Annotated in this window: 22 protein-coding genes; 9 read left to right on the top strand and 13 right to left on the bottom strand. The window is 74.0% G+C overall.

The window, feature by feature from the left end; genetic code table 11:
* The 4 genes from WN71_RS37050 to WN71_RS37035 all read right to left on the bottom strand — a co-directional run.
* On the bottom strand, positions 1 to 506 hold a 506-nt coding region (locus tag WN71_RS37050), incomplete at its 3' end, for a biotin/lipoyl-containing protein (protein ID WP_338058725.1).
* Positions 507 to 584: 78 nt separating this feature from the next.
* Entirely contained in the window at positions 585 to 1973 is a 1389-nt protein-coding gene (gene lpdA / locus WN71_RS37045) for a dihydrolipoyl dehydrogenase (protein ID WP_046592507.1), read from the bottom strand.
* 357 nt (positions 1974 to 2330) lie between these two features.
* The gene (locus tag WN71_RS37040) at positions 2331 to 3854 is read right to left on the bottom strand and encodes a leucyl aminopeptidase (protein WP_046592506.1); all 1524 of its coding nucleotides are present in this window, start codon (positions 3852 to 3854) and stop codon (positions 2331 to 2333) included.
* Positions 3855 to 4068: 214 nt separating this feature from the next.
* Positions 4069 to 4863 (bottom strand): adenosylcobinamide-GDP ribazoletransferase, encoded by a 795-nt coding sequence (locus WN71_RS37035; protein ID WP_046592505.1) that lies wholly within the window; start codon positions 4861 to 4863, stop codon positions 4069 to 4071.
* 53 nt (positions 4864 to 4916) lie between these two features.
* Here WN71_RS37035 and WN71_RS37030 point away from each other — a divergent pair, with 53 nt between their 5' ends.
* Positions 4917 to 5681 (top strand): hypothetical protein, encoded by a 765-nt coding sequence (locus WN71_RS37030; RefSeq protein ID WP_046592504.1) that lies wholly within the window; start codon positions 4917 to 4919, stop codon positions 5679 to 5681.
* On the opposite strand, the gene WN71_RS42390 is transcribed toward WN71_RS37030, so the two are convergent.
* From WN71_RS42390 to cobT, 3 genes are all read right to left on the bottom strand, one after another.
* Positions 5579 to 6328: a hypothetical protein gene (locus WN71_RS42390; protein ID WP_046592503.1), complete on the bottom strand. Its 750-nt coding sequence runs from the start codon at positions 6326 to 6328 to the stop codon at positions 5579 to 5581. The two genes, WN71_RS37030 and WN71_RS42390, sit on opposite strands and share 103 nt — an antisense overlap.
* A gap of 34 nt (positions 6329 to 6362) precedes the next feature.
* Complete coding sequence (locus WN71_RS37020) at positions 6363 to 8168, bottom strand: phosphatidylglycerol lysyltransferase domain-containing protein (RefSeq protein ID WP_079178403.1); 1806 nt, start codon at positions 8166 to 8168, stop codon at positions 6363 to 6365.
* A gap of 899 nt (positions 8169 to 9067) precedes the next feature.
* Positions 9068 to 10138, bottom strand: coding sequence for a nicotinate-nucleotide--dimethylbenzimidazole phosphoribosyltransferase (cobT, locus tag WN71_RS37015; RefSeq protein ID WP_046592500.1), 1071 nt, complete (start codon positions 10136 to 10138; stop codon positions 9068 to 9070).
* A 179-nt stretch (positions 10139 to 10317) separates the two neighbouring features.
* Here cobT and WN71_RS37010 point away from each other — a divergent pair, with 179 nt between their 5' ends.
* Complete coding sequence (locus tag WN71_RS37010; protein WP_071369929.1) at positions 10318 to 11334, top strand: class I SAM-dependent methyltransferase; 1017 nt, start codon at positions 10318 to 10320, stop codon at positions 11332 to 11334.
* Here the strand turns inward: WN71_RS37010 and WN71_RS37005 are convergent.
* On the bottom strand, positions 11310 to 12518 hold the full coding sequence (locus WN71_RS37005; RefSeq protein WP_046586112.1) for a bifunctional adenosylcobinamide kinase/adenosylcobinamide-phosphate guanylyltransferase: 1209 nt from the start codon (positions 12516 to 12518) through the stop codon (positions 11310 to 11312). The genes WN71_RS37010 and WN71_RS37005 overlap by 25 nt on opposite strands.
* A gap of 254 nt (positions 12519 to 12772) precedes the next feature.
* Here WN71_RS37005 and WN71_RS37000 point away from each other — a divergent pair, with 254 nt between their 5' ends.
* Complete coding sequence (locus WN71_RS37000; protein ID WP_046586110.1) at positions 12773 to 12985, top strand: hypothetical protein; 213 nt, start codon at positions 12773 to 12775, stop codon at positions 12983 to 12985.
* A gap of 109 nt (positions 12986 to 13094) precedes the next feature.
* On the opposite strand, the gene WN71_RS36995 is transcribed toward WN71_RS37000, so the two are convergent.
* From WN71_RS36995 to WN71_RS36985, 3 genes are all read right to left on the bottom strand, one after another.
* A complete protein-coding gene (locus WN71_RS36995; RefSeq protein WP_046586109.1) occupies positions 13095 to 14219 on the bottom strand; it encodes a S1C family serine protease in 1125 nt (374 codons plus the stop codon).
* Between the two features lie 546 nt (positions 14220 to 14765).
* A complete protein-coding gene (locus WN71_RS36990; protein WP_046586107.1) occupies positions 14766 to 15467 on the bottom strand; it encodes a class I SAM-dependent methyltransferase in 702 nt (233 codons plus the stop codon).
* 83 nt (positions 15468 to 15550) lie between these two features.
* Positions 15551 to 16147 carry a DUF3043 domain-containing protein gene (locus WN71_RS36985; protein WP_046586105.1) on the bottom strand — a complete coding sequence of 199 codons (597 nt, stop codon included), beginning with the start codon at positions 16145 to 16147 and terminating at the stop codon, positions 15551 to 15553.
* 293 nt (positions 16148 to 16440) lie between these two features.
* Between WN71_RS36985 and WN71_RS36980 the strand changes: the two genes are divergently transcribed.
* The 4 genes from WN71_RS36980 (at position 16441) to WN71_RS36965 (ending at position 19735) form a co-directional block, all read left to right on the top strand.
* On the top strand, positions 16441 to 17238 hold the full coding sequence (locus tag WN71_RS36980; protein WP_079178401.1) for a PspA/IM30 family protein: 798 nt from the start codon (positions 16441 to 16443) through the stop codon (positions 17236 to 17238).
* Between the two features lie 58 nt (positions 17239 to 17296).
* Positions 17297 to 17575: a PspA-associated protein PspAA gene (pspAA, locus tag WN71_RS36975; protein ID WP_046586116.1), complete on the top strand. Its 279-nt coding sequence runs from the start codon at positions 17297 to 17299 to the stop codon at positions 17573 to 17575.
* A gap of 154 nt (positions 17576 to 17729) precedes the next feature.
* Entirely contained in the window at positions 17730 to 18953 is a 1224-nt protein-coding gene (locus tag WN71_RS36970; protein WP_046586101.1) for a sensor histidine kinase, read from the top strand.
* Between the two features lie 98 nt (positions 18954 to 19051).
* Complete coding sequence (locus WN71_RS36965; RefSeq protein ID WP_046586099.1) at positions 19052 to 19735, top strand: response regulator; 684 nt, start codon at positions 19052 to 19054, stop codon at positions 19733 to 19735.
* A 127-nt stretch (positions 19736 to 19862) separates the two neighbouring features.
* Here the strand turns inward: WN71_RS36965 and nadA are convergent, their stop codons facing one another.
* The gene (gene nadA / locus WN71_RS36960) at positions 19863 to 21047 is read right to left on the bottom strand and encodes a quinolinate synthase NadA (protein WP_046586114.1); all 1185 of its coding nucleotides are present in this window, start codon (positions 21045 to 21047) and stop codon (positions 19863 to 19865) included.
* Positions 21048 to 21329: 282 nt separating this feature from the next.
* On the opposite strand from nadA, the gene erpA reads away from it, so the two are divergent.
* A complete protein-coding gene (gene erpA / locus WN71_RS36955) occupies positions 21330 to 21686 on the top strand; it encodes an iron-sulfur cluster insertion protein ErpA (protein ID WP_046586096.1) in 357 nt (118 codons plus the stop codon).
* 117 nt (positions 21687 to 21803) lie between these two features.
* Here erpA and WN71_RS36950 read toward each other — a convergent pair whose 3' ends face one another.
* Positions 21804 to 23267 (bottom strand): hypothetical protein, encoded by a 1464-nt coding sequence (locus WN71_RS36950; protein ID WP_420856561.1) that lies wholly within the window; start codon positions 23265 to 23267, stop codon positions 21804 to 21806.
* Positions 23268 to 23297: 30 nt separating this feature from the next.
* Here WN71_RS36950 and WN71_RS42385 point away from each other — a divergent pair.
* Positions 23298 to 23507 (top strand): hypothetical protein (locus WN71_RS42385; protein WP_206300240.1); only part of this gene is annotated, 210 nt, incomplete at its 3' end.

The raw sequence follows: 23507 nt of genomic DNA, 5'->3' as shown, positions 1-23507 counted from the left end.
ACCTCGAGCAGCGGCTCGTCGGCCTCGACGCTGTCGCCGACCGACTTCAGCCAGCGGGTGACGGTGCCCTCGGTGACGGACTCGCCGAGCGCGGGCAGGACCACGTCGGTGCCCTGGGCGCCGGACGCACCCGAGGTGGCCTCGGCGGTCGGGGCCGGCGCGGGCGCGGCCTGCTCGGTGGAGGGCTGGGCGGCGGCCGGGGCCGGGGCGGCGGGAGCCGCGGGGGCGGCCTCGGCGGCCGGGGCCGGAGCGGCCGCGGGGGCGCCGGAACCGTCGTCGATCACGGCCAGCTCGGCGCCGACCTCGACGGTCTCGTCCTCGGCGACCTTGATGGAGGACAGCACACCGGAGACGGGCGAGGGGATCTCGGTGTCGACCTTGTCGGTCGAGACCTCGAGCAGCGGCTCGTCGGCCTCGACGCGTTCACCCTCGGCCTTCAGCCAGCGGGTGACGGTGCCCTCGGTGACGCTCTCGCCGAGCGCCGGAAGGGTTACGGAAACCGCCATGGTTTCGGTTGCTCCTTACGGAAAGTGCGGAAGTCTGTGTCGTCGCGGGACGCGTTCGGCGCGTCCGTCGGCCGAGGGTCAGTCGTGCGAGTGGAGCGGCTTGCCGGCCAGAGCCAGGTGCGCCTCGCCCATCGCCTCGTTCTGCGTGGGGTGGGCGTGGATGAGCTGGGCGACCTCGGCGGGCAGCGCCTCCCAGTTGTAGATCAGCTGGGCCTCGCCCACCTGCTCGCCCATGCGGTCGCCGACCATGTGGACGCCGACCACGGCACCGTCCTTGACCTGGACGAGCTTGATCTCGCCCGCGGTGTTCAGGATCTTGCTCTTGCCGTTGCCGGCCAGGTTGTACTTCAGCGCGACGACCTTGTCCGCACCGTAGATCTCCTTGGCCTTGGCCTCGGTGATGCCGACGGAGGCGACCTCGGGGTGGCAGTACGTCACCCGCGGGACACCGTCGTAGTCGATCGGGACGGCCTTCAGACCGGCCAGGCGCTCCGCCACCAGGATGCCCTCGGCGAAGCCGACGTGCGCGAGCTGGAGGGTCGGGACCAGGTCACCGACGGCGGAGATGGTCGGCACGTTGGTGCGCATGTACTCGTCGACCAGGACGTAGCCGCGGTCCATCGCGACGCCCTGCTCCTCGTAGCCGAGACCGGCGGAGACCGGGCCGCGGCCGACCGCGACCAGCAGGACCTCGGCCTCGAACTCCTTGCCGTCGGCGAGGGTGACCTTGACACCGTCCGCGGTGTACTCGGCCTTCGAGAAGAAGGTGCCCAGGTTGAACTTGATGCCGCGCTTGCGGAACGCGCGCTCCAGCAGCTTCGAGGAGTTCTCGTCCTCGACCGGCACCAGGTGCTTGAGGCCCTCGATGACGGTGACGTCCGCACCGAAGGACTTCCACGCGGAGGCGAACTCGACGCCGATGACGCCGCCGCCCAGGATGATCGCGGACTTGGGCACGCGGTCCAGGACGAGGGCGTGGTCGGAGGAGATGATGCGGTTGCCGTCGATCTCCAGGCCCGGCAGCGACTTCGGCACGGAGCCGGTCGCGAGGAGCACGTGGCGGCCCTGGACGCGCTGGCCGTTCACGTCGACGGAGGTCGGGGAGGAGAGGCGGCCCTCACCCTCGATGTACGTCACCTTGCGGGACGCGATCAGGCCCTGGAGTCCCTTGTACAGGCCGGCGATGACACCGTCCTTGTACTTGTGGACGGCCGGCACGTCGATGCCCTCGAAGGTGGCCTTGACACCGAACTGCTCGCTCTCGCGGGCCTGGTCGGCGATCTCGCCCGCGTGCAGCAGGGCCTTGGTGGGGATGCACCCCCGGTGCAGGCAGGTACCGCCGACCTTGTCCTTCTCGATCAGGGCGACGTCCAGGCCCAGCTGCGCCCCGCGCAGGGCCGCGGCGTAACCACCGCTACCACCGCCGAGGATCACTAGGTCGAAAACGGTGCTGGCGTCGTTCGCCACGTCACGTCCTCCATGCATGTGCGCCGTACGCCGGTCTCCGACGACCGGGCGGCGGCTGGTGTCCGGCCGCTCTTGGGTTCGGCCCTGTGGGTGGGGCCCTGTCCTGCCGCCGTCCATCTTCGCACTTGTCGCTCGAGTCCGAGACGCGGGGCCGATGTGTGAGACGTCCCACGTTCAGATGAGTACGCCGGACCGGGGACGCCCGTACGGCACATATCGGGCGCCGGTGCGAGGTGGGCAGGTCGGGCCGGTCGCACGGACCGCGTGGCCCCGGCCGGGCCGGCCCCGCGGACGCGCGCCCCCGTACGGGACCCGCGCGGGGGTGCGCCCGGGGGCGTCACGTCGGCGTCGTGGCCGTCAGCCGAGCTCGCCCGCGGCGGTGAGCTCCGCGAGCCGCACCAGGGTGCGCACGGCGGAGCCGGTGCCGCCCTTCGGGGTGTAGCCGAACGGGCCGGACTCGTTGAACGCCGGACCGGCGATGTCGAGGTGGGCCCAGGTGATGCCCTCGCCGACGAACTCGCGCAGGAAGAGACCGGCGACCAGGCCGCCGCCCATCCGCTCGCCCATGTTGGCGATGTCGGCGGTGGGGGAGTCCATGCCCTTGCGCAGGTGCTCCGGCAGCGGCATCGGCCAGGACTCCTCGCCGACCTCCTCGGCGGCGTCGACGATCGCGGCGCGGAACGCGTCGTCGTTCGCCATGACGCCGAAGGTCCGGTTGCCGAGCGCCAGCACCATCGCGCCGGTCAGCGTCGCCACGTCCACGATCGCGTCGGGCTTCTCCGCGGACGCGGCCCACAGCGCGTCGGCGAGCACCAGCCGGCCCTCCGCGTCCGTGTTCAGCACCTCGACGGTCTTGCCGCTGTACATGCGCAGTACGTCACCCGGACGGGTCGCGGAGCCGGACGGCATGTTCTCGGCGAGCGCCAGCCAACCGGTGACGTTCACGTCCAGGCCGAGCCGCGCGGCGGTGATCACGGCGGCGAAGACCGCGGCCGCGCCGGCCATGTCGCACTTCATCGTCTCGTTGTGGCCGGCCGGCTTCAGCGAGATGCCGCCCGAGTCGTAGGTGATGCCCTTGCCGACGAAGGCGAGGTGCTTGGCCGAGCGGGAGGAGGTGTACGACAGCTTCACCAGCCGCGGGCCGGACGCCGAACCGGCGCCGACGCCGAGGATGCCGCCGTAGCCGCCCTTCTCCAGGGCCTTGACGTCGAGCACCTGCACCTTGACGCCGTGCTCCTTGGCCGCGGCCGTGGCGACCGCGGCGAACGCCTCGGGGTCCAGGTCGTTCGGCGGGGTGTTGACCAGGTCGCGGGCGCGGTTCAGCTCCTCGGCGACGGCCGTGGCGCGCTCCAGCGCGGCCTTCTGCTCCTTGTCGCGGGGCTTCGCGCCGAGCAGCGTCGCCTCGGCGAGCGGGGCCTTGCCGTTCTTGGCGCGGTCGGCCGCGCCGTCCTTGTAGGCGTCGAAGGAGTACGCGCCGAGCAGCACGCCCTCGCCGATCGCGCCGACGTCGCCCGCGTCGCCCACGGGGAGCGCGAAGGCGGCCTTCTTGGCGCCGGTCAGGGCGCGGGCGGCGACACCGGCGGCCCGGCGCAGCGCCTCGGCGCCGTGGCCGGCGTCCTCCGCGGGCTCCGCGCCCAGGCCCACCGCCACCACGAGCGGGGACTTGAAACCGGCCGGCGCGGGCAGCTTGGTCACCTCGCCCTCGGCTCCGGAGGCCCCGAGGGTCTCCAGGACGTCGGCGAGCCTGCCGTCGTACGCCTTGTCCACGGCCTCGGCGCCCGGTGCGACGACCGGGCCCTTGGCGCCCTTGGCAACACCGATCACGATGGCGTCGGCCCGCAGGCCGGCCGCCGCGGCGGTGCTGAGAGTGAGAGCAGTCACGGTGGTGAATTCTCGCTTCCGATGTGAAGTTGCTGTGGCCGGGGAGCTGGGGTGGGTCGGCCAGGCCCGTAGCGACCCTAGAACCGGCCTGTCAGCTGCTCCCCACCGGGTCCGGTGGGACTCGGGACGAGCCTACGCGCGCTCGCCGTCTTCGCTCATTCCCGCGTGCGTTCACCCACGTGTTGCGCGGCGGTCGTCTCCGGGCGGATCGCCCCTACCGGCCGAGCGCCGCGACCACGAGCGCCGTCGTGGCGGCGGTCTCCGCGAGGCCGCCGAACACGTCGCCGGTCACCCCGCCGAAGCGGCGTGTGCACCGGCGCAGCAGCGCCTCGGCGGCGGCGAGGGCGAGGACCACCGCGGCCGCGGCGCGGACGGCGTCGTCGAGTCCGAGGAGCGCGCCCGCGCCGGCCGCGGCGAGCAGTACGGCGACGGCGACGGCCGCGGCCGGGCCCGGCGGCACCACGCCCGCGACCGCGGCCCCGAGCCCTTCCGGGCGGGCCGCGGGCACCCCGCGCCGGGCGGCGAGGGTCAGCGCCAGCCGGGCGGCCACCGCGGCGACGACGGTGGCCAGGGCGCCCCGCGCCCAGGAGTCGTCGTAGGCCCGTGAGACGGCCGCGACCTGCGCGAACAGTGCGAGGACGAGGGTGATCACGCCGAACGGGCCGATGTCGGACTGCTTCATGATCCGCAGCGCGTCCTCGGCGGGCTTGCCGCTGCCCAGCCCGTCCGCGGTGTCGGCGAGCCCGTCCAGGTGCAGGCCCCGGGTGAGGGCGGCGGGTACGGCGACCGTGGCGACCGCGGCCAGCAGCGGGCCCGCGCCGAGGACCAGCAGCAGCAGTCCTGCGGCGGCGGCGAGCACGCCGACCACCAGCCCGGCGAGCGGCGCGCACAGCATCCCGCCCCGGGCGGCGTCGCGGTCCCAGCGGTGCACCCGGACCGGCAGGGCGGTGAGGGTGCCGAAGGCGAAGCGGGGACCGTGCAGCCGGGCGGCCGGGGGGATCGTGGACACGGCCGCAGGCTACAGGCAGGCGCCATGTCGACAATCCGGGCAGACTGGGGCGCATGGGGCACTGGCTGTACCGCAACGTCGTCGAGCCCGGCAAGCTGCCCCTGCTCCTCGCGCTCACCGCCTTCGTGGTGACCTTCCTCGTCACCCGCGTCGTCACCCGGCTGATCCGCGCGGGCAAGGGCCCGTTCGGCAACGTGAGCGCGGGCGGGGTGCACATCCACCACGTGGTGCCCGGCGTGCTGCTGACCGTGATCGGCGGCTTCGGCGGGGTCGCGGCCGGCCGGACGGGCTTCGGCGCCTATCTGTGCGCGGTGCTGTTCGGGGTGGGGGTGGGGCTGGTCCTGGACGAGTTCGCGCTGATCCTGCACCTGGACGACGTCTACTGGTCCGACGCGGGCCGGCAGAGCGTCGAGGTGGTCGTGCTGACCGCCGCGCTGGTCGGGCTGCTGCTCGTCGGCTTCGTGCCGTTCGGGGTCAACGACATGTCCCAGCAGGAGATCGACGACCGCGGCACGCTCGTCCTCAACATCGGCGTGAACTTCCTCTTCTCGCTGATCGCGCTGAGCAAGGGCAAGACCCGGCTCGCGATCTTCGGGGTGATCGTGCCGGTCGTGGCGCTCGTCGGCGCGATCCGGCTGGCCCGCCCCGGCTCCTACTGGGCCCGCCGCTTCTACCGCAACCGCCCGCGGGCCCGCGCCCGGTCCGCCCTGCGCGCCTATCGGCACGACCGGCGCTGGGCGCGGCGCGGCCGGGCCCTCCAGGAGTGGATCGGCGGTAAGCCGGACCCGAGCCCGGCCCGGCTGCCCGAGCGCCGGTGACGGTCGCGCAGCGCCGACACCGCGCACAGCGCGGCCGCCGCGGCGATCGCCGCCAGATGCTCCTTGCCCGCGAGGTTGTCCTTCACGGCCACCTCCAGCGCCATCGCGGCGACGACCGCGGCGACGGTGGCGCGGGCCCGGTACCGCCAGCCGAGGTAGACGGCGAGGCCCACCACGGCCGCCGACGGGCCGGTGTCGACCACCAGGGCGTCCGAGCCGGGCAGGCCGAGCGGGGCGTCCGGGCCCAGCGCGATGCCGACGCGGGCGTACAGCGTCCCGGCGAGGGTGGCGACGTAGGCGATGGTGAGCGTGCGCCACCTGCCGAGGCAGAGCTCGGCGATCCCGAAGACCAGCAGGATCTGCGCGAGCGCCCCCCACACCGGCAGGTCGAGGGCGGGCACGAACAGCGACAGCGGGGTGCGCAGCAGGGCCGCCCACAGCGGGTCGGCCGCGCGTACGGCGCCGGCGTCCTGGACGAGGCCGTAGCCCCAGGAACGGTTCTGCACGAACTGCAGCAGGGCGGTGAGGAAGACCGCCACGAGCGTCATCGGTACGGCCGCGAGCCGCCGCCGGGCGAGCGGCTCGCGTACGGCGGCCCACAGCGGCCCCCACTCGCGGCGGGCCCGGCGGGCGAGGGCGCGCCTCATCCGGACGGCCTGGCCCGCGCGGTGGACCGGTGGTTCACCTGTGCGTGCCCAGGTGCCTGCGGTGCAGCCACTTCGGCAGCCCCGGCGCCTCCAGGAACCCCTCCGCGCGGGCCGACGCGAGGGCGATGCGCGGCAGGTCGGCGCTCTTCTCGAACAACAGGAACCGCGGCTCCCAGATCGGCCGGTACTTGGCGTTGGCCCGGTACAGCGACTCGATCTGCCACCAGCGGGAGAAGAAGCTCAGCAGCGACCGCCACAGCCGGAGCACCGGCCCGGCGCCGAGGCGGGCGCCGCGCTCGAACACCGAGCGGAACATGGCGAAGTTGAGCGAGACCTGCGTGATCCGGACCTCCTCGGCGCGGCGCAGCAGATCCAGCACCATGAACTCCATCAGGCCGTTGTCGCAGTCCCGGTCACGCCGCATCAGATCGAGCGACAGCCCCTGCGGGCCCCACGGCACGAACGACAGCAGCGCCTTCAACTCCCCGTCCGCGTCTGTGCATTCGAGCAGTACGCAGCGGCCGTCCTCGGGGTCCCCGAGCCGGCCGAGCGCCATGCTGAAGCCGCGCTCGGTGGCGCCGTCGCGCCAGTCGTCGGCGCGCTCGACGAGCCGGGCCATCTCCGCGGCGGACACGTCCTCGTGGCGCCGTACCCGCACCGTGTAACCGGCCCTGCGGACCCGGTTGTACGCCTGCCGCACGGTCCGCATGGCGCGGCCCTCCAGGGTGAACTCGGCGACGTCGACGATTGCCTCGTCGCCGAGTTCGAGGGCGTCCAGGCCGTGGCGCGCGTACACCGTGCCGGCCTCCTCGCCCGCGCCCATCACCGCGGGGATCCAGCCGTGCGCGCGGGCCTCGGCGAGCCAGGGCGCGATCGCGCCGGGCCAGGCCTCCGGATCGCCGATCGGGTCGCCCGAGGCGAGGGACACGCCGCCGACGACCCGGTAGGCGACGGCAGCCTTGCCGCTCGGCGACCAGATCACGCTCTTCTCGCGGCGCAGCGAGAAGTAGCCGAGGGAGTCCCGCTCGCCGTGCCGCCCGAGCAGTTCGCGCAGCCGCTTCTCGTCGTCCTCGGTGAGCGGGTCGACGGCGCGCCGGGAGCGGAAGGCGGCGTAGAAGACGGCGAGGACGAGGACCGTGCTCAGCACGTTGACGGCGACGTTCACCCAGTTGGGGGTGGCGATTCCAGGGAAGCGGGCCTCCTCGGCGGCGACCGAGACCAGCCGCAGGGTGCCGTACTGCCAGCGCTCGGCGAACGTCGAACGGGCCGCGTCCGCGGCCTGGTTGGTCACCGTCACCAGCAGCCCGGCGAGCAGCGACGCGGCGAGCGTCCCTCCTACGGCGACCGCGGCGGCGAGCCTGGGGTTGGAGCGGTCACCCTTGGCGTAGAACTCCCGCCGCCCCACCAGCAGCGCGGCGACGAAGGCGGCGGTCAGCGCGAGCGAGATCCAGTTCTGCGCGCAGCGCCGGATCTCGGGGGAGGTCATGGCGACGGCGAACAGCCCGAGGAACGGGCCGCTGAGGCCGAGGTTCAGGATCCAGGCGGCGCGCTTGCGGCGGCGCATGGTGACGGCGAGGAAGGCGGTGAACACGCCGGAGGCGAAGCCGGCGGTCAGCAGGTAGGGGGTGAACAGGTTCTCCTGGTTGTGCCGCCGCACGTCCTGTCCCAGGGAGAGCCAGACCGCGCTCAGGAAGTTGACGAACGCGACGGCCCGCAGGTACCAGACGGCGAACGCGGCGGCGCGGCGGGGGGCGGTGCGGCGGGTGGTTGCGCGCGGGGGTGCGGTTGCGCCGGGGCGCGGGTCCACTGGCGTGGCGAGGGCGGTTCGGGCGTCTCCCATAGGGGGGGATCATATGGGCGAAATGGGACGATCCTTGCCTTTACGTGCGCGTTTCCCTGCGGGTGGCCTGGCGGTACGCGGTACGCGGGTTCGGGGCGAGGGGGCGGGCGCGGCGCCGTCGTGCGTACTCGCGCAGTTCCCCGCGCCCCTTTCGGGGCGGGTGGGCCGGTGCGGCGCCGTCGCGGCTGGTCGCGCAGTTCCCCGCGCCCCTTCAGGGGCTCGTCCGTCATGTGCGGCTGCGCCGGGCCCCTTCGCGCAGTTCCTCGCGCCCCTTCGATCGTGCGGCACCGTCGTGCTTGCCCGCGCAGTTCCCCGCGCCCCTTTCGGGGCGGGTGGGCCGGTGCGGCGCCGTCGCGGCTGGTCGCGCAGTTCCCCGCGCCCCTTCAGGGGCCCGTCCGTCATGCGCGGCTGCGCCGGGCCCCTTCGCGCAGTTCCTCGCGCCCCTTCGATCGTGCGGCACCGTCGTGCTTGCCCGCGCAGTTCCCCGCGCCCCTTTGGGGCGTCGGATCACCTGGCGCAGGAAAACGCCCCGTCAGGGGCGCGAGGAACTGCGCGACCAGCCCCGACGCACCCGCACCTGCCCTTTTGGGGGCGCGGGGATCGCGCGATCGACGACGACGCACTCGCAGGACGGGCCCCGTCAGGGGCGCGGGGAACTGCGCGATCGGCCACGATGCGCCCGCACTTGCTCTTTTGGGGGTGCGGGGATCGGGCGATCGGTGACGAGGTATTCGCAGGGCGGGCCCCGTCAGGGGCGCGGGGAACTGCGCGGTCGGCCACGGCGCGCCCGCACCTGCTCTTTTTGGGGGCGCGGGGAACTGCGCGGGCAAGCATGGCGGCGCCGCATCCACCCCGAAAAAGGGGCGCGGGCAGGGTGAGGCGGCGGGGCCGGGTGCGTGTTACTCGGGCTTCTCCTCCGGGGACGGCGACCGCTCCGGGAGTTCGGCCGCCAGGGCGGCAGCCGCCTGCACCAGCGGCAGCGCCAGCAGCGCGCCCGCCGACTCGCCCACCGTCACCCCATGGCTCAGCAGGGGCTCCAGGGCCATCCGGTCCAGCGCCTTCGCCTGCCCCGGCTCGCCGCTGTTCTGGCCGGCCAGCCACCAGTCCGGCGCCCGGAACGCGACCCGCTGACCGACCAGCGCGCACGCCGCGGAGACCACGCCGTCCAGGATCACCGGCAGCTTGCGCACCGCGCTCTGCAGCAGGAACCCGGTGATCGCCGCGAGGTCCGCGCCGCCCACCGTCGCCAGCAGCTGGAGCTGGTCGCCGAGGACCGGCCGGGCCCGGCGCAGCGCGTCCCGGATCGCCGCGCACTTGCGCATCCACGCCAGGTCGTCGATGGCCTGCCCGCCGCGCCCGGTCACCACGGAGGCGTCGGTCCCGCACAGCGCCGCGACCAGGACCGCCGCCGCGGTGGTCCCGCCCACGCTGACATCGCCGAGCACCACGAGGTCCGTACCGGCGTCGGCCTCCTCGTCGGCCACCGCCATGCCCGCCCGGAACGCCGCCTCGGCCTCTTCGGGCGTCAGCGCGTCCTCGATGTCGATCCGGCCGCTGCCGCGCCGCACCCGGTGCCGTACGACGTCCGCGGGCAACGCGTCCGGCTCGCAGTCCAGCGCCATGTCCACCACCCGCACGGGCACGTCGAGCCGCCGCGCGAGCACCGCGGCGGGGCTCGCGCCCTCCAGCACCTGGCGCACCAGCGCGGTGGCGCCGCCCGCGGGGCGGGCCGACACGCCGAGCTCCGCGACGCCGTGGTCGCCGGCGAAGAGCACCACCCGGGCCCGCGTCACCGCCCGCACCGGTACCGAGCCCTGCGCGGCGGCGAGCCACTCGCCCAGCTCGTCGAGGCGGCCCAGCGCACCGGGCGGCACGGCCAGCCGCTCCCGGTGGGCCTCGGCGTCACGTCGCACTCCGCCGTCGGGGCGTTCGATCAGATCGGAGAAGTCGTCGAGATTAAGCGCGCTCATTCGCCGAACAGTACCGGCACCGGTCGAACGCCAACGCGCCACGTGGCCAGCACAGGGCGACGACGTCATTGCGCCCAAGATCGCGATCCCATACGTTCCGTTTTGCGTGATTTGCCGACCCGGCTGCCGGTGCCGCCGCCGGTCGCCCCTGCCGAGGTCGTCGTCGAGCGGAGCCACCCATGCCGCCCACCCCGCCAGCAGCCGACGGCTTCCACGAGCCGCGCCGTACCGACTGCCCCTGGTGCGGCTCCCGGCGCCTGCGCACCCGGCTGCACGCACCCCGCCGCACCCGCCGCACCCCGGGCACCTTCGTCGTCGACGAGTGCCTCGACTGCCGGCACGCCTTCCAGAACCCGCGGCTGACCGCCGAGGGACTCGCCACGCACCACCGCGACTTCTACGAGCAGCACCTCGCCCCCTTCGCCGCCCGCGTCCGCGCCACCCGCCGCCACCGCGCGCGGGCCCGCGCCCTGCTCCGCTTCCCCGGCTTCCCCGAACCCGAGAGCTGGCTCGACGTCGGCACCGGCCACGCCCGCTTCCCGCAGACCGCCCGGGAACTCTTCGCCTACACCTCGTTCGACGGCCTCGACACCACCCCGCGCGTGGCCGCCGCCCGCGCCGCCGGGCGGATCGAGGAGGCGCACCTGGGACGCCTGACCGACCAGCACATCAGAAACCGGCTGCGCGCCCGCTACGACGTCGTCAGCATGTTCCACCACCTGGAGCACACCCCCGACCCGCGCGCCGAACTCCGCGCCGCCCTGCACGTCCTGCGCCCCGGCGGCCACCTCCTCCTGGAGGTCCCCGACCCGCGCAGCGCCTTCGCCGCGCTGCTCGGCAAGTGGTGGCTGCCGTACGGCACCCCCCGCCATCTGCACCTGCTGCCGCTGGACAACCTGCGCGCGGAGCTCCAGGACCAGGGGTACGTGGTCGTCGCCGCGGACCGCCGCGCCGCGCACACGCCCTACGACCTCTCGGCCGCGCTCACCCTGGCCTTCGCCCACCTGCTGCCCAGGCCCCTGCTGCGCGTCGCCGCCCCGCTGGTGGCCCTCGCCACGGCCCTGGACCACGCCTGCGCCCCGCTGCTGCGCCGTACGCGCTTCTCCAACGCCTACCGGATCATCGCCCGCCGCGGCGACGGCCCACCACCCCCGTGCGACACCCCGCCCGGTCAGCCCCGCAGCACCAGCGCCTGACCCGCCACCACCAGCACCACCTGCTCGCACTCGTCCGCGAACGCCGCGTTCAGCCGCCCGAGTTCGTCGCGGTAGCGGCGGCCCGAGGCGGTGGCGGGCACGATGCCCGAACCCACCTCGTTCGAGACGGCCACCACGGTCCGCCGGGTGGCCCGCACCGCCGCCGCCAGCTCCCGCACCCGGTCCCGCAGCGCGCGCTCCCCGCCGCCCGCCCACTCCGCGTCGTCCCACGCCCCCACCGTGTCCATCGCGTCCGTCAGCCACAGCGACAGACAGTCGACCAGCAGCGGCGGCCCGTCCTGCGCGAGCAGCGGCACCAGGTCGCACGTCTCCTTCGTGCGCCACGACCCCGGACGCCGCTCGCGGTGCGCCGCGATCCGCGACTCCCACTCCGTGTCCCCGCCGCGCACCCCGCCCGTGGCGACGTACAGCACGTCCGGGCACGACTCCAGCCGCCGTTCCGCCTCCACCGACTTGCCCGACCGGGCGCCGCCCACCACCAGCGTCCGCCGCGGCACGACGGGAGGGTTCTCGTACGTCGCCCCCACGGTCACCGTCGTCCCGTCCGGCACCGCCCGCGCCCCCGCCGCCGCGAGCCGCCGCAGCGTCTCCGGGCCGGGCGGCACATCGTGGTCCAGATGCACCGCCACCACCTCGGTCGCGGGCCCCACCGCGCCCGCCGCCCGCAGCCGCGCCAGCCCGTCCGGCCGCCCCAGCACATCCGCGAGCACCATGTCGTACGGCTGCGCGGAGCCGTTCTCCTCCAGCCCGGCGAGCGCGCAGCCCGGCGGCAGATACAGCAGCCGCCGTCCGTCCGGCCCGGTCACCGCGTACCCGGTGCCCGGCGCGTCCATCGCCAGCGCCCGCACCCGATGCCCCGTCAGCAGCGCCAACTCCCGCCCGTCGGGCACCCGTCCGGGCTGCGGCAGCCCAACCGGCACCTCGAACGCCGGCCCGTCGTGCGGATGCGACAGCAGCACCTGGGCCACACCGCTCAGGGACCGGCCCGCGCGCGCCGCGGCGAGGGGGGCGCCCGGCGTCAGGTCGAGCAGCAGCGCCCCGTCGACGAGCACGGCGGTGGCGGCCCGCGCCCGGGCGCCGACGGCGGTCGCGCACGCCGCGCAGGGACAGCCGGGGCGGGGGAGGCCCGTGGGGGCACCGGTACCGAGAAAAGTCACGTCCACGTCAGGATTTTCCCCCGCGGCGGCGACTCCCGCGCACCGGCGACGGGCCCGTGCCGCCGGTCGGGGAGGCAGTGACCGGGCCCGTGCCGCAGGGACGAGGGTGCGGCAACGGGAGCGTGTCGCGGGCCGACCCGCCGGTCACGGCCTTCCCGCGTCCCTCTGACGGCTCACCCGGCGGAGCGCATAGGCTCTCCCGCGGAGGCCGGACCAAGATCCGGCTTCCGCGTGCAGGTGCTCACACCAGGGAGGCGTACATGGCGGCATGGACGTGGCGGTTCGAGAAGGCCGACGGGACGGAGGTCCAGCCCGCGGTGGTCCCCGAGGAGTTCACCACGCAGGGCGACGCCGAGTCCTGGATCGGGGAGAACTGGAAGGACCTGCGGGACGGCGGCGCCGACCAGGTGCGGCTGTTCGAGGACGCCGCCGAGATCTACGGGCCGATGAGCCTGCACGCCGAGGCGTCGTAGCGGTCTCGCCGGTCACGGCGGGCGTGGTGGTCCTGGCGGCCGCGGAGCCGTAGGAGCCCGGAGACCGCGGGAGTCGAGGGGGCGCGGCCGGCAACCGGCCGCGCCCGCCCTACTGCTCACCGAGCGTCACGTTCGCCGTCTTCTTGCTGCCGCCCCTGGTGTACGTCACCGTGGTCCGCTGGCCCGGCTTCATGTCGGCCAGCGCCTCCTGCAGCGAGGTGACGGTCGAGATGGTGTGGTCGCCGAGCTTCGTGATGACGTCCCCGGCGCGCAGGCCCGCCTTGTCGGCCGCGCCGCCCTTCTCCACCTCGACGATCGCCGCCCCCGTGGGCTGCTGCTCGGCGTCGACGACCGTGCGGGCCGTGATGTTCAGCGCGGCCCGGCCGGAGTGGGTGACCTTGCCGTCCTTCACGATCTGGCTCGCCACCGTCTGCACCATCGACGCGGGGATCGCGAACCCGATGCCGGGGGCCGCGCTGTTGCCGAACTGGGGGTCGGTCGCGGCGAGCGTCGGGATGCCGACGACCTGGCCGTCGAGGTCGACCAGGGCGCCCCCGCTGTTGCCCGGGTTGATGGCGGCGGACGTCTGCACCATGTTGGCGATGGTCGCGCCCGTACCGCCGTCCGAACCGCCCTCGCTGACGGTCCGTCCGGTCGCCGAGACGATGCCCTCGGTCACGCTGGAGGACAGCCCGAGCGGCGAGCCCATCGCCAGCACGATCTGCCCGACCTGGACCTTGGAACTGTCGCCCAGGACGGCCGCCTCGAGCCCCGCGGGGACCTTGGTCAGCTTGATGACGGCGAGGTCCTGCTGCGGGTAGGAGTACACGAGCTTCGCGGTGAGGCTGTCCTCACTGCCCGCCGTGGTCACGTTGAAGGTCTTCGCGTCGCCCACGACGTGCGCGTTGGTGACGATGTGTCCCTTGTCGTCGTAGACCACGCCCGAGCCCAGCGAGTCGCCGGCCTGGATCTGCACCACCGACGGCAGGACGTTCTTGATGACGCGCTGGTAGTCCGCCTGGAGATCCGCGCCGGAGCGCGGGGCCGCGGCCTGCGCGGTCGTGGCGGCCTTCGTCGCGGCGGCGTCGGCGTTCGGCCCGGACGAGTCCGGCTGTGTGCAGCCGGAGAGCAGGGCGAACGACAGGGCCAGCGCGGCCGGCCAGACGGTGCGGGCACCCGCCCGCGAACGGTTGCCGCGGCCGGTGCCGTGGCTTCGGCGGGGGGAAGCGTCCATGTCCCGAGTCTGGGGTGACGCCTGCGGCTCGGCTCGCGCTGATGGCCCGAACGGGGGTCCCTGCGGGCGGCACGCGAATCCCTGCGGGCGGCACGCGGATCCCTGCGGGCGCTGGGGTTGTCCGACCGGTGCGGCACGGTCGTGGCCGGTCGCGCAGTTCCCCGCGCCCCTTTTCAGGGGCTGGGGTTGTGCGACGGGTGCGGGCGCGGTCGTGGCTGGTCGCGCAGTTCCCCGCGCCCCTTTTTGGGGCTGGGGTTGTTCGATTGGTGCGGCGCGGTCGTGGGCGGTTGCGCTGTTCCCCGTGCCCCTTTTCGGGGGCTCCTCGCAGCCGTGCCCCGACAGGGGCGCGGGGAACTGCGCGACCAGCCACGACGCTGCCGCACGTGAGGAGCCGGGCCCGCCGCGTCAGGGGCGCGGGGAACTGCGCGAGCGGCCACGATGCACCCGCACGTGAAGGCCGGGGCGTGCCCCGTGAGGGGCGTGGGGTCCCATCGGGCCGCGGCCCGGTGGCTTTCGTGCCGCCCGCAGGGGCCGACCGCAGGGGGATCAGCCGCGCACGCCGCACAGGTGCAGCAACGCCGCCACCCCCCGATAGGGATCCGTCCGGCCGGCCTTCTCCTCCGCCGCCAGCAGCGCCTCCACGTCCGCCGGCACCGCCGTGCCGTCCGCGGCCGTGTCCGTGAAGACGCGCACCCCGTACCAGGTCGCCAGCGGCGCCCCGATCCCGGCCAGCGTCGAGGTGAGCGTGGCCAGCCGGTCCGCGCGCACGTCGAGCCCGAGCCGGTTGCGGTAGGACGTGGTGTCGAACGCGGCCAGCGTCCCGGCCCAGTCCCCCTGGAGCCCCGGCCGCAGCGCGAGCGCGTCGCCGTTGCGGACCAGCAGCGACAGCAGGCCCCCGGGCGCGAGCATCCGCGCCAGACCGGCGACGAGCGCGTCCGGCTCCTCGACGTACATCAGCACGCCGTGGCAGAGCACGACGTCGAAGGCGCCCGGCAGGAAGTGGACGCCCGTGTCCCGGCCGTCACCCTCGACGATCCGCATCCGCTCCTGGATGCCGGGCGGCTCGGCGGACAGCGCCTTGCGCGCCGCGGAGATCATGGTGGCGTCCCGCTCGACACCGGTCACCTGGTGCCCGGCGCGGGCCAGCCGCAGCGCCTGCGTGCCCTGGCCCATGCCGACGTCGAGCACGCGCAGCCGCTGCCCGACCGGGAACCGCCCGGCTATCTGCTCCTCGAGCTGCCGGGCCACCAGCTCCTGCCGTACGACGTCCCGCAGCCCGCCCAGCCTGCTCAGCCAGGCGTCCGCGGCCCCCCCGGAGAACGCGTCCGCGCTCAGGGCCGCTCCCCACGCTTGACCTGCGGCTTGGGCAGCCGCAGCCGGCGCATCTGGAGGGAGCGCGCGAAGCCGTAGAAGACCGCGCCCTTGGTGTCCTGGCCCGGGAACTTCTCGGCCAGCCGCTTGCGCAGCCGGAAGATCGCGACGACCGCGTCCACCAGGATCAGCACGATCACCACCAGCCACAGCAGCAGCGCGATCGACTTCACCGCGTTGAACGGCAGCACGCTGAGGACGAGGATCACCACGGCCAGCGGCAGGAAGAACTCCGCGACGTTGAAGCGCGAGTCGACCCAGTCGCGCACGAACCGGCGGACCGGTCCCTTGTCGCGCGCCGGGAGATACCGCTCGTCGCCGCTGGCCAGCGCCTGGCGCTGGCGCTCCATGGCGACACGGCGCTCCTCGCGCTGGCGCTTGGCGGCGTCCTTGCGGTTCGTCGGGGTACTGGCCACGCTGCGGCGCTGGGACTGGGCCTCATTGCGCTTGGGCGTGGGCCTGCCCTTCGGGGCCTGCGGGTCACGGGTCTGCTTGGAGTCGGTCACCTGCGCCTTGTCGGCGGGGGCCTTCTCTTCCTTGGCACGGCTACGGAACACAAAACCCAAGGGTACGGGGTCTTCGGGTGTGGACCCCAGTCGCCCTGGGAACGATCCGGCAACACCGTTCGTCTGTAGGGGGACAGGGAGGACGTCGCAGGCGGTCCACCGGGGGGAGCCCCGGGCACCTCGGGGGACACCTACTCCTCCAGCCGGAGCGGGACCGTGAGCAGTCGTCCTTGGGGATGAGCGCATCCGTCCCCGAACAGTGCGGTAATGGATGCGGGGCCCGTACTGTGGTCCTGTTGCAGTGGCTTGAGCTGGAGTCCGTCAGAAGGGGGCGCGCGAAGCCCATGAGCGGTGTCATGAAGCGTATGGGGATGATCTTCCGCGCGAAGGCGAACAAGGCCCTGGACAGGGCCGAGGACCCGCGCGAAACCCTCGATTACTCGTACCAGAAGCAGCTCGAACTGTTGCAGAAGGTCCGCCGTGGTGTCGCGGACGTCGCGACCAGCCGCAAGCGCCTGGAGCTGCAGCTCAACCAGCTCCAGCAGCAGTCCTCCAAGCTGGAGGACCAGGGCCGCAAGGCGCTCGCCCTCGGGCGCGAGGACCTGGCCCGGGAGGCGCTCTCCCGCAAGGCGGCGCTCCAGCAGCAGGTGACGGACCTGGAGACGCAGCACGCCACGCTCCAGGGCGAGGAGGAGAAGCTCACCCTCGCGGCCCAGCGGCTCCAGGCCAAGGTCGACGCCTTCCGCACCAAGAAGGAGACCATCAAGGCCACCTACACCGCGGCCCAGGCGCAGACCCGGATCGGCGAGGCGTTCTCCGGCATCTCCGAGGAGATGGGCGACGTCGGCCTCGCCATCCAGCGGGCCGAGGACAAGACCGCGCAGCTCCAGGCCCGCGCGGGCGCGATCGATGAGCTGCTGGCCTCCGGCGCCCTCGACGACCCCACCGGCATGCACAAGGACGACATCGCCGCCGAGCTGGACCGCATCTCCGGTGGTACGGATGTAGAGCTGGAGCTCCAGCGCATGAAGGCCGAGCTGGCCGGCGGCCCGTCCGCCCAGCAGCAGGCCATCGAGGGCGGCTCCGGCCAGGCGCAGTCCACGCAGCAGCCGCAGGACACCCCGCGCTTCGACAAGCAGTGAGCGGCCGCGCGTGAGCGCGCGCGGCCGGGCCCACGCGGAGGAGACCGAGATGGGCGACATGGTCGTACGGATCATGGCCGAGGGGCAGGTGAGGCTGGCCGACGGCCACCTCACCGAGCTGAACACGCTCGACGACGAACTCCTCGCCGAGATGGAGAAGGGGGACGGCCCCGGCTTCCGCCGGACCCTGCACGCTCTGCTGGCGAGGGTCCGGGACCTCGGCACCCCGCTCCCGGACGACGCCCTGGAGCCGTCGGACCTCATCCTCCCGTCGCCGGACGCGACCTTGGAGGAGGTCCGGGAGCTCCTCAGCGACGACGGCCTGATCCCGGGCTGACCCGTCCGGATCCGCGTCCGCGCCTGTGTCCGCGTCCGTGCCCGGGACTCCGGGCGCGGCGCGAGACGCTCCGTGCGGGCTCCCGGTGATCGGCGGGGGCGCTCGGAGTGACACCCGTTCACGGCCGTGCCGGGGCGCCGTACCGTTGACTCCCGTGAGCACACTCGACCGCGCCCGTCGCAGGCTGAAGGCCCACCCGCTCGCCCTCGACGCGGCCCTGGCGGCGGGTGTGCTGCTGTGCATGGTCGTCGGCTCGTTCGTCGACACCCAGGGCGAGGACGGCGTCAGCTGGGGCATCCGCACCCCCGACCCGCTCAGCCTGGTCCTCATCGTCGTCGGCGCCGGCGCCCTGGTGGCCCGCCGCCGCGCCCCCCTCACCGTCCTCGCGATCACCGGTACGGCCTCCCTCGTCGAGTCCGTCACGGGCGACCCTCGCGCCCCCGTCGCCATGTCCGCCGTGGTCGCGCTGTACACCGTGGCCGCCGCCACCGACCGCGCCACCACCTGGCGCGTCGGACTGGTCACCATGGGCGTGCTGACCGGCGCCGCGATGCTGGCGGGCCCGCTGCCCTGGTACGCGCAGGAGAACCTCGCCATCATCGCCTGGACCGGCATCGGCGCCACCGCCGGCGACTCCGTGCGCAGCCGCCGCGCCGCCGTGCAGGCCATCCGCGACCGCGCCGAACGCGCCGAGCGCACCCGCGAGGAGGAGGCCCGGCGCCGGGTCGCCGAGGAGCGGCTGCGCATCGCCCGCGATCTGCACGACGTCGTCGCCCACCACATCGCCCTGGTCAACGTGCAGGCCGGGGTCGCCGCCCACGTCATGGACAAGCGCCCCGACCAGGCCAAGGAGGCGCTCGCCCATGTCCGCGAGGCCAGCCGCTCCGCGCTGAACGAGCTGCGCGCCACGGTCGGGCTGCTGCGCCAGTCCGGCGACCCGGAGGCGCCCACCGAGCCCGCCCCGGGCCTGGACCGCCTGGAGGAGCTGGTCGGCACCTTCCGCAGCGCGGGGCTCCATGTGGAGGTGGCCCGCGCCGACCAGGGAGCCGCCCTGCCCGCCGCGGTCGACCTGGCCGCGTTCCGGGTGATCCAGGAAGCCCTCACCAATGTGCAGAAGCACGCCGGCACGGAGGCGAAGGCCGAGGTCAGCGTGGTGCGGGTGGGCCCGAACATCGAGATCACGGTGCTCGACGACGGCCGCCCGGGGGACCTCGCGGGCCAGGACGGGGGCGGCGGGCACGGACTGCTCGGGATGCGCGAGCGGGTCTCCGCGATCGCGGGCACCCTCACCACCGGTCCCCGCTACGGCGGCGGCTTCCGGGTCCATGCGATCCTGCCGGTCAGGAGCCGTACCGCCGTCAGGAGCGAGACGGCATGACCCCTGCCGCGGGCGGCACGGCATGACCCGCGCCCCGGCGCCAGGGCCGACCCGCGCCACGGGCGCCACCGCATGACGACTGCCACGGGGGAGACCGTATGACCATCCGCGTCCTGCTCGCCGACGACCAGGCGCTGCTGCGCAGCGCCTTTCGGGTCCTGGTCGACTCGGAGCCGGACATGGAGGTCGTCGGCGAGGCCTCCGACGGCGCCGAGGCCGTCCGGCTGGCCAAGGAGCACCGGGCCGACGTCGTGCTCATGGACATCCGGATGCCGGGCACGGACGGCCTCGCGGCCACCCGGCTGATCAGCGCCGACCCGGCCCTGGACGGGGTGCGCGTGGTGATCCTGACGACCTTCGAGGTCGACGACTACGTGGTGCAGTCGCTGCGGGCCGGCGCCTCGGGCTTCCTCGGCAAGGGCAGCGAGCCGGAGGAGCTGCTGAACGCGATCCGGCTCGCCGCGGCGGGCGACGCGCTGCTGTCGCCCGCCGCGACCAAGGGGCTGATCGCCCGCTTCCTCGCCCAGGGCGACGGCGCCGACGACCTGAGCGACCCGGCCCGCTCCGCCCGCCTGGACGCGCTGACGGTGCGCGAGCGCGAGGTCCTGGTGCAGGTCGCGGGCGGGCACTCCAACGACGAGATCGCCGAGCGCCTGGAGGTCAGCCCGCTGACCGTCAAGACGCATGTCAACCGCGCCATGGCGAAGCTGGGCGCGCGCGACCGGGCCCAGCTCGTGGTGATCGCGTACGAGTCGGGGCTGGTACGGCCGCGCGCGGACTGACGGCAACCGCAACGGCAACGGGAACGCGAACGGCCCTCCGCCGGTGCGGGACCGGGGGAGGGCCGTGGGGGTCGCGGGGTGTGCCGACGCCGCTGGGGGTGCCGGACGCCGCGGCGGGCGCCGGAGGCTACGGCAGCGCCAGCATCCGCTCCAGCGCCAGCTTCGCGAACGCCTCGGTCTCCTGGTCGACCTCGATGCGGTTGACCAGGTTGCCCTCGGCCAGCGACTCCAGGGCCCAGACCAGGTGGGGCAGGTCGATCCGGTTCATGGTCGAGCAGAAGCAGACCGTCTTGTCGAGGAAGACGATCTCCTTGCCCTCGGGCGCGAAACGGTTCGCCAGGCGGCGGACCAGGTTCAGCTCGGTGCCGATGGCCCACTTGGAACCGGCCGGGGCCGCCTCCAGCGCCTTGATGATGTACTCCGTCGAGCCGACGTAGTCCGCGGCGGCGACCACCTCGTGCCGGCACTCCGGGTGCACGAGGACGTTCACGCCGGGGATGCGTTCGCGGACGTCGTTCACCGAGTCCAGGCTGAAGCGGCCGTGCACCGAGCAGTGGCCCCGCCACAGGATCATCTTGGCCGCGCGCAGCTGGTCCGCGGTCAGGCCGCCGCCCGGCTTGTGCGGGTTGTAGACGACACAGTCCTCCAGGGACATGCCCATGTCGCGTACGGCGGTGTTGCGGCCGAGGTGCTGGTCCGGCAGGAAGAGGACCTTCTCACCCTGCTCGAAGGCCCACTCCAGGGCCCGCTGGGCGTTCGACGACGTGCAGATGGTGCCGCCGTGCTTGCCCGTGAACGCCTTGATGTCCGCGGAGGAGTTCATGTACGAGACGGGCACGACCTGCTCGGCCACGCCGGCCTCGGTCAGCACGTCCCAGCACTCGGCGACCTGCTCGGCCGTCGCCATGTCGGCCATGGAGCAGCCGGCGGCGAGGTCGGGCAGGACGACCTTCTGGTCGTCGGAGGTCAGGATGTCCGCGGACTCGGCCATGAAGTGCACGCCGCAGAAGACGATGTACTCCGCCTCCGGGCGCGCCGCCGCGTCGCGGGCCAGCTTGAACGAGTCACCCGTGACGTCCGCGAACTGGATGACCTCGTCGCGCTGGTAGTGGTGGCCGAGCACGAAGACCTTGTCGCCGAGCTTGGCCTTGGCCGCGCGGGCGCGCTCGACCAGATCCGGGTCGGACGGGGAGGGCAGGTCGCCGGGGCACTCGACGCCGCGCTCGCTCTTCGGGTCGGCGTCGCGGCCGAGGAGCAGCAGGGCGAGCGGAGTCGGCTGCACGTCGAGCTCCGGGGTCTGGGCGGTGGTCACGACACGCACCCTTTCTTCTTTTCGTCGATCTGACGTTATCTATCATAACCCGGTTCACGTCACTTTGACGATGGTCATAACGTCGATGTGACATGAATCCCGGTGGCTCGTCCGCCGCTCCCTGTCCGCTCCATCGCGCATGTGCGAGCATGAAAGGGAGAAGAAGAAGGCATGACGAACGTGCTCGGCCCGGAACCGTATCCGTCGGCCCGGAATGAATCCGCGGCCGCGCCGGTTGCACTCGTCGGCAAGCAGTCTCCGTACAACCCGGGAGAGATGTAGATGTCCGTATCGGACGAGACCAGCACCGTCACCGACGGCATCGTTCTGACCGACGCCGCCGCGTCCAAGGTCAAGGCCCTGCTCGACCAGGAAGGCCGTGACGACCTCGCGCTGCGCGTCGCCGTCCAGCCCGGTGGCTGCTCCGGCCTTCGCTACCAGCTCTTCTTCGACGAGCGCTCCCTCGACGGCGACGTGGTGAAGGACTTCGACGGCGTCAAGGTCGTCACCGACCGGATGAGCGCCCCGTACCTGGGCGGCGCCACCGTCGACTTCGTCGACACGATCGAGAAGCAGGGCTTCACCATCGACAACCCCAACGCGACGGGCTCCTGCGCCTGCGGCGACTCCTTCAGCTGACCGGTCCCGGCGGCCACGCCGGCCGGACCGCACGCGAAAGGCGGCACCCCCTCGGGGGCGCCGCCTTTCGCGTGTCCGGAGTCGCTCGGCGCGCCAGGAAGTCGGCGCGCCCGCGAGTCAGCGCGCCAGGGAGGACGGCTCCACGCGCTGCGCCGACGTCTTCGGCAGCGGCGTCGATGAAGTGGTCCGCGGCACCGTCGCGCCGTCCGTGCCGACCACCTTGCGGTCGCCGACCGGCCGGTCGAGCCGCACCTGCTGCTCGTAGAACTTGGCGATCATGACGCAGACCCTGCCCTTCCAGGGGGTCTCGGTCACCTTCACCGTGACCGTGCCGGACGTCTCGCTCGCCGACGTCTTGTAGTCGGCGCAGACCCCGCCGGTGAAGCGGACGGTCAGCGTGGTGCCGTCGGCGGACCAGCTGTCGACCTTCACGTCCTTCGTCGACCCGGTGCCGCTCGGCTCGGGGCTCGCGGAGGCGCTCGGGGACGACGAGGTCAGATACGTCGGATCGACGGCCGGATACGTCACCGTGGTGGTGTCCTGCGCCCCCGGCAGCCGCACCTCGTACAGCCAGGACGGGACCAGCGCCTGGCGCCCGCCCGAGGACCGCACGGCCAGCCCGAACACCGCCTTCTCGACGGTCGCCGAGCCGTCCGTCGCCGAGCCGTCGGTCGCGCCGGTGGAACCCGCGCCGGTCCCGGCCGACGACCCGGACCCGCAGGGCGCCTCCAGCCGGTCCTTCAGCGGTTCGGGGCTGGCACAGCCGCCGATGCCCATGCGGTGGTCGCTCTTGGGGGCCGTGTTCATCAGCGCGAGCGTCTTCGCGGCGCTCAGCGTGGGGTACGTGTCCCCCTTCACCGGCGCCTTCAGCTCACCGCTGCCGTAGGTGATCTCGCCCTGGGCGCTGACCGTCAGGCCGGTGGTGAGGCCGTAGGTGGGCAGTCCGTCGATCACCGGATCGGCGTTCACGGTGCGCTGGGCGCCCGTGGTCCGGCTCGCGTCCACCTTCGCGTCGTCCTGGCCGACCGCCTTGAGGACGGGCGCGGCCGCCTTCTTCGCGGCGGCCTCGCTCACCGGGTCGACGGACGGGGCGGCCGGGTCGTGCGTGCAGGTGGCGGCGCCGCCCTTGCAGTCGTCGGTGCCGGGGGCGTACCGGGTGAACGTCCACAGGCCGGGCGCCTGCCGGTTCACCTGGAGGCTGGGGCCCGAGCCGTCGCCCCCGGAGCCAACCTTCCAGACCTGGCCCTCGGCCACCGGCGTCCCGGCCACCCCGAGCGCCTTCGCCAGCCGGGCCACCTCGGCCGCGGAGACCTGGCCCTGCGCGCGGTACACCGGGGCCGAGCCGGGCCCCGAGGGCAGCGCGCCGGTGGCGCGGTAGGTCACGCCGTAGGGGTCGGGTTCCCCGGGCGCGATGCCGGAGGTGCCGCTCGTGGCGCCGGTCGTGTAGCCGTCGAGGGCGAGCGGCGGCGGAGTGCCGTGCCCGCCGGCGACGGCCCCGCCCCCGCCGCCGGTGGCGGAAGCGGCGAGATAGGCCCCGCCCCCACCGACGACCAGCACGGCGAACGCGACAGCGGCCACCACGAGCCCGGACCGCCGCCGCCCACCGCCCGCGTGCGCCACCCCCTCGCCGCCGCCATGGCCGGCATCGACCCGCCCACCGTCCTCGACACCACCCGGCAACTCTCCCGCCACGACGCTTGCCGCTCCCGCGCCCCCGGCGGCGCGACCCGCGCCGGGCCCGCCCGCGGCCGCGTCATCCGGGCCCGGGTCCGCCTGGTCAGATCCCGCGGCCGGTGCCCGGGTGTCTCCCGGCGCGGCGCC

This window comes from Streptomyces mangrovisoli (assembly GCF_000974985.2).
Classification (GTDB): domain Bacteria; phylum Actinomycetota; class Actinomycetes; order Streptomycetales; family Streptomycetaceae; genus Streptomyces; species Streptomyces mangrovisoli.
This window is presented reverse-complemented; position numbering and strand designations above follow the sequence as displayed.